8 protein-coding genes, 3 pseudogenes and 1 CRISPR repeat array are annotated in these 12,026 nt (G+C 37.7%); of the genes and pseudogenes, 2 read left to right on the top strand and 9 right to left on the bottom strand.

Annotation, left to right across the window (positions count from 1 at the left end; all coding sequences use genetic code 11):
* Positions 1-288: 288 nt before the first annotated feature.
* From cas6 to NST12_RS09090, 5 genes and pseudogenes are all read right to left on the bottom strand, one after another.
* Positions 289-1,038 carry a CRISPR-associated endoribonuclease Cas6 gene (cas6, locus tag NST12_RS09075; RefSeq protein ID WP_327824166.1) on the bottom strand — a complete coding sequence of 250 codons (750 nt, stop codon included), beginning with the start codon at positions 1,036-1,038 and terminating at the stop codon, positions 289-291.
* A 17-nt stretch (positions 1,039-1,055) separates the two neighbouring features.
* A CRISPR array of direct repeats spans positions 1,056-1,682; the repeat unit is 30 nt; unit sequence GTTTCAATTCCTCATAGTTAAGATAAAAAC.
* A 571-nt stretch (positions 1,683-2,253) separates the two neighbouring features.
* Positions 2,254-2,796 (bottom strand): methyl-accepting chemotaxis protein, encoded by a 543-nt coding sequence (locus NST12_RS17115; RefSeq protein WP_412677269.1) that lies wholly within the window; start codon positions 2,794-2,796, stop codon positions 2,254-2,256.
* A gap of 219 nt (positions 2,797-3,015) precedes the next feature.
* Positions 3,016-3,546: pseudogene (locus NST12_RS17120) on the bottom strand (protoglobin domain-containing protein); the annotation flags it as partial.
* A 393-nt stretch (positions 3,547-3,939) separates the two neighbouring features.
* Positions 3,940-4,176, bottom strand: coding sequence for a hypothetical protein (locus NST12_RS09085; protein ID WP_340397635.1), 237 nt, complete (start codon positions 4,174-4,176; stop codon positions 3,940-3,942).
* 1,246 nt (positions 4,177-5,422) lie between these two features.
* The gene (locus NST12_RS09090) at positions 5,423-6,796 is read right to left on the bottom strand and encodes an IS1380 family transposase (RefSeq protein WP_341102183.1); all 1,374 of its coding nucleotides are present in this window, start codon (positions 6,794-6,796) and stop codon (positions 5,423-5,425) included.
* Between the two features lie 219 nt (positions 6,797-7,015).
* On the opposite strand from NST12_RS09090, the gene NST12_RS09095 reads away from it, so the two are divergent.
* Entirely contained in the window at positions 7,016-7,543 is a 528-nt protein-coding gene (locus tag NST12_RS09095; protein ID WP_341029718.1) for a hypothetical protein, read from the top strand.
* 11 nt (positions 7,544-7,554) lie between these two features.
* On the top strand, positions 7,555-7,899 hold the full coding sequence (locus NST12_RS09100) for a hypothetical protein (RefSeq protein WP_270584060.1): 345 nt from the start codon (positions 7,555-7,557) through the stop codon (positions 7,897-7,899).
* 478 nt (positions 7,900-8,377) lie between these two features.
* On the opposite strand, the gene NST12_RS09105 is transcribed toward NST12_RS09100, so the two are convergent.
* The 4 genes and pseudogenes from NST12_RS09105 to NST12_RS17125 form a co-directional block, all read right to left on the bottom strand.
* Positions 8,378-9,499: a transposase gene (locus tag NST12_RS09105; protein WP_341100989.1), complete on the bottom strand. Its 1,122-nt coding sequence runs from the start codon at positions 9,497-9,499 to the stop codon at positions 8,378-8,380.
* An 11-nt stretch (positions 9,500-9,510) separates the two neighbouring features.
* Positions 9,511-9,917 (bottom strand): annotated as a pseudogene (gene tnpA / locus NST12_RS09110) (IS200/IS605 family transposase).
* A 183-nt stretch (positions 9,918-10,100) separates the two neighbouring features.
* Positions 10,101-11,561 (bottom strand): HD-GYP domain-containing protein, encoded by a 1,461-nt coding sequence (locus NST12_RS09115; protein WP_445662345.1) that lies wholly within the window; start codon positions 11,559-11,561, stop codon positions 10,101-10,103.
* A gap of 27 nt (positions 11,562-11,588) precedes the next feature.
* Positions 11,589-12,001 (bottom strand): annotated as a pseudogene (locus tag NST12_RS17125) (protoglobin domain-containing protein); the annotation flags it as partial.
* Positions 12,002-12,026 lie beyond the last annotated feature (25 nt).

Genomic DNA, 12,026 nt, shown 5'->3' on the forward strand with positions numbered 1-12,026 from the left:
ACAGTAATGCCTAATAAATCCACATTTTGTAACGGATGAATCCATATAGTTGCACTGCAACAAAAAGGACTGACTAGGAATTAAGGATAGTTTCAATTTCTTATAAAATAAAAAAATAATGTCCAAAACATTCTGGACATTAACTTATATACGTTTCCAATACCTCATATATAATTCCGTCAGTAAAAAGGGATGCAGACGGCTGTAGGAACAAAAGAGAAAAAAGAAGTGTCGTCGATCCCCCTCACTTTTTTGCACAATTAAAGTCAAGGGCAAACAAGGGAGTAGTCAGCGTTCGTAAAGAAGGCGATACATGCCGAAACCTTGGGAATTTCTTCCGCCAATACCGACACGATACAAAAAGGTTAAGTTGTTTTGAGACGAACGAAGACGATAATGTCCGAGCCAAGCAGTAATATAAAATCCCTTAAAGATCGTCACAACTTTATGCTTTTCTGTCACACGAATAGGTTCGATAAACAGCCGTTCTTTCGGTGGAATGCCGTAATACGCTTCATATTTATTGCGGAAATTTAATTCGATTAAATGGGAAAATACTTCATCATATGGACTAAAAAATTGCGTTTTTTTGCTTCCGTCGACAATTTCGTATGTGCTGTAAACCGTTAGGGGCGAAAGCATTTCTATTTCAATTTCTTCACTTTTAATATCTCGCTTTTCTACATCAATTTTCTTTACTTCCACAGGCTGTCCACCTATTTGCACATCTGGAGACAATAACAAATATTGCCCGAGATCTTGTGTTAGCTCGGGCAATAGCGTGCCGACATGCCAATGAAATTCATCATAAAATGTAATCGTCTTTCGTTCCAAGTTTACTTGATGAGGACCGAAAAGACGGCTAAACGTAAATAACTTAAACGATCGCTTTTCTTTGCGAAATCCTTTCTCATGCAAAAACTGAGAAAACCTCGGATTTTTCAAAGAATGATATAGCAGACCTTGCAATTGTTGTTGATAATGAAGCGGGAGGGTCACCGAGTTATCTCGTCCCCTCATTATGATCGTAAGTCGCATTGTATTTCCCTACTTTCGTTTCAATTCCTCGTAGTTAAGATAAAAACGAATATAAAAATAAATTTAAGATAAAAACGATAGGGTTTCAATTCCTCATAGTTAAGATAAAAACCCGGTCTGATCGTCAACGCCTACCACTTCGCACGCTAGTTTCAATTCCTCATAGTTAAGATAAAAACTGCAAATCCGTTCGGAAAATATTGATTTTATGAGCTTGTTTCAATTCCTCATAGTTAAGATAAAAACTTTAGACTACGTCAACGAAAAAGAAGGACATGAACTGTTTCAATTCCTCATAGTTAAGATAAAAACGTAGTGGATTCCTAGGTAGAAGGTTCTAACGAACCTGTTTCAATTCCTCATAGTTAAGATAAAAACTCAACGGAAATACTTTGGACAATCGAAAGTGCAATTGTTTCAATTCCTCATAGTTAAGATAAAAACGGAAAGAGCATTTGCTATGCTTTCCCACGTTACTCCGTTTCAATTCCTCATAGTTAAGATAAAAACCACCCAATTTTCCACGTCCTCAAGGTTTTGATCGTGGTTTCAATTCCTCATAGTTAAGATAAAAACGGTTCATCACTTGGACGGTTCTATTGAAGTCGTGGACGGTTTCAATTCCTCATAGTTAAGATAAAAACCCCAAAATGCATTGATACATTAACAATTTTCAAAGCAGGGCAAGTTCAGGATACTCCATTTTGAAAATTCCGTCAATAGAGAGAATAGCTGATGGTTGTAAGAAGGAAAGAGTAAAAGAAACTGTCGTCGATCCTCTGGGTTTTGTGCGCTATTAGGGGTCGACGACAAAATATATGTTGCTATTCAATGAATTCAACCATCTATTGTTGATTCGAGATTTTTAAATCACTGAGTATCCATCAGAACAGACACAGGTGAATGATTCCTACCTTCTGAATCGCTTCACTAACTGTATAATCAGCCTTTTTGACAGTTTTTTTACTATACGATGTGCATCTGCCTTACCTTCAAACAAATAAGAACCGAGACAACGTACCAACGGCACATCGCTCGATTCTTGCATATAGGCAGCTTTTCGCTCCCTATTCCATGTCGATTTACAACAAGTACAATCTCTTTGTAAAGGAAAAAACTTGATTATAAAGAAATACAGTTATAATTACAATTTCTCCTAAATTCAAAAATCTTCATAGACTATTTCGTAAAATTTTGATCTCTTTCTTTCAAATATTAACTCATTTCTTGTGTAATCATATTTAATCTATCTGCGGAGAGAGACACTTCTTCAAACGCTTTCCCTAATTCATCTATCACGTTTACAAAGGAAACCAATTCCGTCTCTATATTATTGTTTTGTCGCATTGTTTCAACCATCGTATCTAAAATTTGCTCAAAGCGTTCCTCTGTTTCATTCATGTTTTGATTGCCATTATTCACTTCTGTTTTTATTTTTTCAAGCGAATTGTTAAGTTCCTCCACTTGTTTTTGAGTATTTTGAATTAGAGACGATACTTTTGAAACAGAGTTCTTTGTTTGCTCGGACAATTTTCGAACTTCGCCAGCCACAACAGCAAAACCGCGACCCGATTCTCCTGCTCTTGCGGCCTCTATCGTCGCATTTAGCGATAATAAGTTGGTTTGGTCAGCAATGCCAGTCACAATACCAACTATTTCTTGCATTTGTTTCGATATTTCTAATAATACTTGGACATCATTGGATATATCATCAACCTCACTATAAATGTTAGACATGATGAATGCCTGTTTTTGCATATGTTCTTTTCCTTTTTCGGCGCGTTCTTTTGCGATCAAAGACAGCTGAGTTCCGTTTTTTGCAAGTGAAACGATTTCATTTGATTGCGAGATTAATTGTTGGAAAGAAGCATTTGTTTGCTCTGAGATGGCGGCCAGATTTTGCGAAGCACTTGCAACGTTATGACGCGCTGACCTTTTTTGTTCCTCAGCCTCTTCCTTTAATCTTTCAGATTCAGCATCGTATGCCTCTAATACTAACTGTTGTTCTAGATTTAAAATTTTTGAGACGGCTCTTATAGCTAGAAAACACTCTTCCTTATCCATAATGTTTTGTTGGATAATATCCATTAGGGCTAACAATAGATCCTGAAATGCACACATATACCATTTCGTTTGAAGACCTATTTTTACATGCATATGCGCAATTTTAATCCTTTTGTCGATAAAAGACTCATCTATTCTTCCATTAAACATTTCAATAATATGTTGTCTTAGTGTCTTTTTTAATCTCTCTATTGAACTGTAATCATTAATAATTTTCAATAGCGAAGGTTCATTTTCCAAGTTTTTGTAAAATCTGTCAACAATAAAGTCTATTTTTTCGATTACGAATGGCTGTATTGCATGAATAATATATAAATCTTTTTCTGTCAGGTCGATCATGATTAATTGCTTTTCAATTTCACTGCCTTTTGCGATACTTATATCCCCTTTCCCATTTTCAAAATGAAAATGAGAGTTTTCTTGTTGTGTTCTTTTGAATATCACCTATGTTTCACCTCGTTACATTATGTAAGCATTTAACAGGAATAAATACCTATAAATTACAACGATTTAACATTTTATTACAAAATTTGCTACTATTCAACTTAAAAATATAAGGATGATTTAATATCTGATTGAAATTCGTATACACATAATGCCAGTTGAAACCTATCATCCAACCAGCCCGATAACAGCAAGCTTGTATGCAAAATCACTTAGCTCGACCGCACCCTCTCTTCGCCATCAACATGGATAGCCATGATACGAAAAGGATCGACAAGAGCGGAAAAAGCGGTTTCCCTGATTCGCCTTGAATGTTCTAAAGCTTTTTTATCTAATCCATGATTCTCCATCTAATTTGTTATATTTTTGTTTTGTCAACACTTGTATTCAATTTCAACCGACATGGTGCACTTGTTCGGCATGCGATTGACCTTCCTCTTCGATTTCCAGCACTCTTAAAATTTGGTCTCGATATTTTCGGTTTTGGCGTGTTCCTGAAATAATTTCAGAAAGACGGCTTAACGGAATTTTATGCTGAGCGCAAAACTCCTTATGGGTCATTTCTAGTTCTGCCAATCGCTGCTTGATTTTCCACCCTAATGGAGTGATGCGTTGTTTACGAACCGCCATTTGACTCACTCCTTTCTTTGACGCTCAGGAATACTGTTTCCTTACGTGAATTTTGGTAGAATGAAAGAGGATGGCTTCTTGTTACTTATTGGAAACCGGCGTTACGAGTTGCTTGTTTATCAATCTGTTCTGAGCTTCATTGGTTCCGGGCCATTCTCCGCAAGATTTTCATGAGGTTCTAACAATGCTCAGCGGGAACTTCCACAATCTATAAAATTTCAAGTCGAACAGATAGATTGTTCAAAAGTTATGGCTTGCTCACCCCTATCATGTTGTGAAGCCAAACACTGAATGAATAAAAGACTAAGTACCTTCATTACGAGACAGCAGCGACTGACTAGTGCGGAAAAGTAAATGCGCTTAAATCAAAACATTAGAGAAGCGTTTACATTCCACGCCTTCGACTTACCGCTGCAAAATTATTTTTTGATACTATCCTATGGATAGATATCGAAGCCCAAGCGGTTCAACATATTCGCATGAACTGGTACCTATATCAGGGAACAAGTTATACAGAAAGCTACTCACTTTAAGGCAGAATCCCTTTTTTCCGGACAAGGACATGCTTTCTTTGCCGCTTTAGTTCTCTTACAATAAATAGTAGAAGAACAATCCGATAAGTTCTCTTTTTGGTTAGCAAGTTTAATTTCGTTTCTACTAAGCGTACATTTTTTAAAAAATTATCCGACTTTTGATTATCTGTTTAATTTTTCCAATATCAAAACTTTAGGATGGAGTGAACATTCATGGCAAGATATAGAATATTAAAATCCAGATCTAAGATTTGTCCCTGTTCATTCCCCTAGATAAACCAATAAACGTGAATGACCTTGTCGAGCAACAATTCTTTTTTCTGTTCCCGTGACATTTTCGGAAAATCGGTGCCAGTTTAAATATACAGAATATTCCAAGGGTAATTTCAACAACTGAATGAAATCGGAATGGATATTTAAAAAATAACAGGTACAAAAAAGGATCGCAAACAACTAAATAAATATTAGAATCTTACAGAAAGATGACATCATGTAAATGTATTAATCCTGAATCCGTGATGAATTGAAATCGACTTTGATTTTGTTGTAATTTTGATGGATTGATAATCCATAAAACCCTTTTTATGCTTATGACCTATGTCATCTCTATTTCCGAAAATGGAACCAATCTTTTTTTTAGGTATACGAACCAAAAAAATAGACAAAAAAGCACAGGGAGTGACGTTGGACATCAGTGCCCGAACATTCGTTCGTTATCTTGCCTCTCTCCATTTCTGATAGACGTTCAGTAGGGGCTCGCTATAGCCACTCCTTCGCGTCAGTTTCATCCAGATCTGTCGTGATCGACGGACGAGTCGCCCTGCCATCGTGATCACCGTCTGAATAATCGTCTTGATGCGGCGGCGTTTCACTTTGTGGTGCAACGGATGTCTCGGATCGCTTAATAGATCTTGTCCAATCAGACGAAGAAGATTGTAAACGAAGGCTCCCATGACCAACACGAGCGCATTCGTTTTCATCTTCCCAGATGGAAGCCGCTCTAAATCTAAGTCGCTCTTCAGTTCGCTATGAAACTGTTCGCATGTCGCATGGTCATGATACAACGCGAGCACATTGCTCATTCGAACATGCTCGTATCCTTTGAGCCGCACCCAATAGCTTTCCACTTCATAATCAGGAACGAGCATCAGCTGTCCATTGCGTTCCATCGTCCGTTCCGTCACTTGGGTGACTTGAACGTACGTATACGTGTTTCCATCGATCGCTGCCTTCTGTGGAAGGCATAGCTCATAGGTTTGTACTCCTTCGCTTTGTCCATCATCGACACGTTTGCCCTTTTGCGAAGCGATCTGGAACCAAAGCGCTTTCGATTCTCGGCGTAAGTTTCGCTTGATGACAAAGTCCACGTCTTCCTTTAGGCATACGTGCCCATTCGCTTCTGCATCGTTTCCTGCATCCATGCGAACAAGCAGACGAGATGAAGTCAGTTGACGAGCTCGACGGATAGCGGTGACTAAAAACGAGGGCATGTTGTCTTGCACATGTTGTTTCCCTGGACGCAACTCGGCATGAACGAGATCCCCTTCCTTCCCTGCATACGCAAACAACGGTGTAAAACCGTCAAATCCTTTATACGTTCGACTGACTCCTTCTTTTTTCGTATCGGAGTTGTCAAATGGGGAACCATCTATATCAAGGGGAAGCCATGTCGTCTTTCCTTTGGTCCAACAAGGGGACAAAGTGGCATGTCGTTGAATCAACAGACGTATGGACTCCTCCCAAAGAATCGTTTCGGTCATCGGAAGACAAGCGAGCTGATCGAGTCGTTGTCGCAAGGTTGGAGAGGAAGGCACGTGCTGAATCCCCATCGATGCCGAAAAGATATCGTCCTGACGATACGCTTCGATATGATCGAAATCCGTTTTTCCTGTGGCAAGCAAGCCAATCATCGAGCGAATGACATCGCTATGGGAAATGTGCACTTCTCGACGAACCGTTGGAAGCCGAAGTGCGTTTACCCGTTTATCCAGTTTCGTTCGATGGAGTAAGTAGCCAACGAGAGCAAGCCCAGCACTTGGGGTAATCGCTTCATCTGTCAATACAAACCGAATCGGGAAATCTTTCATCACATCACCTACTTGATGAAGAATCGTCAACGTCGTTTTCCCTTATCGTATCAACGGTTTGCGACCATTGTAAAGATGTTTTGTCACGGATTCAGGTATTAATTTTAAAATAGAAAAAATAGTTTATTTTACCAAATTTTGTGTTATAATGAATTTCAAAAGCACATATTTACAAACTGATCATTTGAATAATAGGTTAAGGATGGGATAGAAAAAACCATGTTAAATATTAAAATATTTATCAATAATTTCAGAAAAGCCATTTTAAGTTGTATATCAGTAACGGTTTTGATAAGTGGATTGTTAATGGTTTCTCCAAAAGTACAAGCGTCGTCCGAATTTAATAAGTTTGATTACATCACTGAACGATCAAAAATAGCCAATCAACTATCATTAAATCTAGAACTAGATGGTCAAAATGAAAATATAACTACAATGGGCGCTAAATCCAAAGCCGTTGTAAAAGTCGCTCAGTTGCTTAGAGCAGGTGGAGATGAAGTCATTGATGCGGCAAGACGGTTTAACATAATAGATTCATCTACTGCCAAAACGTTTAAAAATAATAGTAAAAAAATCGGAAATTGGTTGACACGATTTGAATACGCTGGTTCAGATGCAGCTACTATGGTTAGAAAACAACTTCCAGTTTATTTAAAAGAGAATACTAGAATGAGTAAAGGTACCGCTGAAAACATCGCAATAGCTGTAAGCTGGGCTATTCGTATGGCAGATGTGTTATTCTTTTAGGAGTGATATTTGTGGGAAATTTAACTGTAAGTGAATGGATGAAAAAAATTGGTTTAAATGAAGATGATATTCATTTTATCGAAACAATTTTGACTTTTGCTTCAACATTACAAAACCCAGTGACTGAGAGTGAAGAATTCACTAATAAAGTCAATAATAAAATAACTAGCCTTTTCCCGGAAAGAAAAGTTAAAATTAATAGAAATTTCACTTATCAAGATTTTAAAAATATATTAAATGAAAATAAAATATTCATAAACCTAAGTGAATTATTGAATAGATACCATTCTCAAGGAATTTGCCAGAATTTATGCGAGAAGTTACTTAAGGAATGCAATGAGAATAAAAATATGTAATTTTAGTTATTTTGGTTATTTCGTAGTAACTATATAATGACTATTTGAAGTGCTATTTCGTAGATAATATTTAGTCCATTATAATTCATACTGTCTAATTAAGGAAAAGCCTAATTTCTCATCATAACAATGAGAGAATTAGGCTTTTCATATCGAATTTGCTTAACGTTGTAAATCTGCATTTGTGTCATTATAGCATTAAGTATAGGCAGATTTATCATTTTTCTATGACAATTCTGGGGTGAAGCATAGGGCAACTCTTAATAATGATTCATCCAATTTAATTCCAGGAAGAAAGGCCTTTTCATTTGCTCTATTTGTTGGATCATGTCATCCGAAGCCAGTGCTGCGTTAACAACCTGGTTGCATATTGTGAACTACCCGCCACCTACTCTTCGCTTAGAGGTGGGGGCTTCTAAGGTAATCGCACCTAACGGTACGAAATTTACTTAGCTATCGAGCCTGTTCCATGCTCTATTTATGATGATGCTAATGCCAACAGTCGCAATCCTTCACGCTTGATATTGATAGAAGCATTCCAATCTCTATCTGCTACAAAACCACAATCACAATGGAATATGCGCTCAGAAAGAGATAGAGACTCCTTTACTTGACCGCAACATGAACAAGTTTTGGATGATGGAAACCACTTATCTATTTTGATAAGCTTTTTCCCCTGCTCTTCTAACTTGTATTGGAGAAATTTCGTGAACATGCCCCATGCATTATCAGCAACGCTTTTGCCGAAATTGAGTGCTTGGGACATTTCCTTCATGTTGAGGTCTTCGATAACCACGCAATCATATAGTTTCGCTAATTTGTGCGATTCCTTATGTAGAAAGTCTTTTCGTTGGTTCGCAATTCTTTCATGTAGCTTCGCCACTTTTAGTCGTTGCTTGTGCCAACGATTAGAATCTTTCTTTCTGCGTGATAGAACGTGCTGTTCTTTCGCTAATTTTCCCAAGGCTTGGCGATAGAAACGAGGGTAATTGGCTGTCTTACCTTCTTCACTATCGACAAATAAACCGTTCATGGAAAAATCTAAGCCAACAATAGCTTGTACTTCTTTTTGTACAGGTTGATGTTCGTATTCAGTGAGAATAGAAACATAGTATTTTCCTGTTTTTGTTCGAGAAACCGTACAAGACTTGATGATATGATGTGACGGAATTTCTTGATGTTGTTTGATTTTTACAAGTTTCAGTTTCGGTAATTTGATATAACCATCCAAAAGCATAATGTTTCCGTTGACCACGTTGGTTGTGTAGGACTGTCTCGCCTTTCGGCTTTTGAACTTCGGAAATTCAGCACGACCAGAGAAGAAGTTTTGGTATGCCTTCTGCAAATTCAGTTGAGCGTTTGCCAACGCAAGGCTGTCTACTTCTTTGAGCCATGGAAATTCCTTTTTGTACTTTGCAGGAGTCGGGAATTTTTTTTGCTTTTTCAAGGCTTCTTTGTCGTCCTTGAATGGTTCATATGTTTCCATTTGTTCAGCCAACATTTTGTTGTAGACGAAACGAACGCAGCCGAAGGTTTTTGTAAGAAGTTGCTCTTGTTCTTGTGTTGGGTACAGACGAAATTTATATGCTTTGTTTGCCATATCAAATCACCTCACTTCCTCCCTTGATTTTCTATATACTGCTTTATCACTTCAATGGGCGCACCACCTGTTGTAAGTAAGCAAAAGCTTCTTGACCAAAAATACTCTTTCCAAAGTTTTCTTTTCACTTGTGGATAATGCTTTTTGATAAGTCGAGAACTTGCACTTTTATAGGCATTGATGAACTTTGATAGTTCACTATTCGGATGTGCCTTGAACAAAATATGCACATGGTCAAGATCGTGATTCCATTCGACCAAGGAAATATTGTAATGTTCACCAAGTCGAATAAACATATCTTTTGCATAGTCAGATATGGGGTCATCAATCACTTGTCTGCGATATTTTACGACCAGAACAAGATGATAATACAAAAGGAATACCCCGAATGATTATTATTATCTAATTCCGTTGATATAACAGTCTTTCATTTATATAAATACTGATTATATCGTAGTACAAAAAAGAGACAACTTTAGGCTACGCCTAACCGAAATTCATCTCCCACTTTCACTGGTGCTTCCGCACCTTCACGTTTTGAAGTAGAAGACTTCTTTCGGAGGGAAGTTAAAAAAGGGAGTAACAAAAAGCACTGTTCGCCTTATTTTAAACTTTCTCGTGCTGCTAAAAAATCATCCCACATGGCTAAAAATAAATCTGTTAACTTCGGATCAAATTGTTTCCCACGGCCATCCGATAAAATTTCTTTTACTTTTTCGAGCGGAAAGGCGTCTTTATAAATTCTTTTCGATAATAAAGCATCAAACACATCGACGATCGCGACAATCCGCCCTTCCAACGGAATTTCTTCGCCCTTTAAACCGTTCGGATAGCCTCCGCCGTTCCACCATTCATGATGTGTACGAGCGATATTCGCCGCCATTTGAATAACAGGTAAATCTAAATTGACGAGAATTTGATGGCCGATGACCACATATGTTTTCATCGACTCCCATTCTTCTTTTGTCAGTTTTCCGGGTTTTTTCAATATGTAATCAGGAATGCCGACTTTTCCGATATCATGATATTTGGCAGCGATTTCAATATTGGAAACAAATTGTTCGTTACACCCTGCCAAGCGGGCCAACATTCCGGAAAGCATTCCAATGCGATGGACATGATTTTTCGTATCATCATCGCGATAGTCCGCTAACTGCAACAATCGTTCCAACACGTCGAACATAACCTTTGACTCTTTCGTCACATCTTGAATCACCATCAGTGCACGCGAAAGTTCAAAAATTTTCGTTTGCGGAAGCAGACGAATTTTATAATAATTCAATCCTCTGTCATTCCCAAGCGTCGTGAGCATCGGTTCACTTTCTTTTAGGATTGGACACTCTGAACAAGGAACAGGACGGTTATGCAACAATTCATAACAACGCCGCCCAATAGGACGCTTATCGTTCATACCAAGCTTTTTTAAAAGACGTTTCATTTTATCATCAATCCACGTTATCCGCCCAAAATCAATCGTACTAATTTCGTATGCATAAATATCAAGAAAATCAAAATCACGTAAAAATAAGTATGGACGGAGGATTTCGTTCATGATCGCCAACGTAAACTTTGAAAATCGTTCAAATGAATCAATATATTGAACGAAATGAAAATCATGTAAATACTCTTTTGTTAAAAACACTTTCTTAAGCGCCTCACAAATCGACTCGGCTACTATATGAAAAAAGTTCTCATGACATCGCTGCTCAATAACCAACCGGCTCCAATCGCGAATAATGAGAAAATAGGCTTCTAAATCATCGTATACTTTTTGTTGAAAAAATTGTAATAAAAAATTTCTCACATAATCCAAATACTTTTCTTTTTGTAATAAGCGAATGCTGTAGTGACTTTCCTCCCCTAATCGGCTAATAAGCGAATGATGAAAATTTTCCATAATACTATCAATACGAAATGAAATATATCCGCTAAATTGATCGAGGTTTTCCAAGTCTTGATTTGTAATGCCGTTCATTTGCAGCAATTTGTCCAACTCATACCGCAACGGGTGCACCGCTTTTTCGATTTCCGCAGCTTTATATGCTTCCAGCGTCAACTGCATATCAAATGAAAAAATCGACTGAATGACGAGCAAAATATGGATGGTTTGCTCCGGAAGCACTTGTGAAACATATTTATAAATAATATCTATATATTTTGTGTACGTGGCTAAATACCACTCCAAATGAAGTCCAATTTCAGAGTGAGCCCGGCCTATGTTATATCGCGATTGAATATAACGATCGTCAATGGTCGCTTCGAAACATTGCTGCAAATACCGTTTTTGTGTAGTTTTTAGTCTTTCTAACGTTGAATGGCGTTGAATAACTCTCGCAAGGAATCGATCCTTGATATTTCTTCATATAATTCGTCGACGATCGGATCAACAAGCGTGAGTAATATATTTCTATATACATAGACGTATTGCAACCTTTCTTCCGTCACCCCTGTATAGCGCAATTGTTGCAATCGTTCCTTGCTTGTTACTTGTATTCTTTCCATTCCAAAAATCCTCCATTTTATACAA

Origin of the sequence: Bacillus sp. FSL W8-1127 (assembly GCF_038006725.1) — a bacterium.
Classification (GTDB): domain Bacteria; phylum Bacillota; class Bacilli; order Bacillales; family DSM-4216; genus Bacillus_O; species Bacillus_O smithii.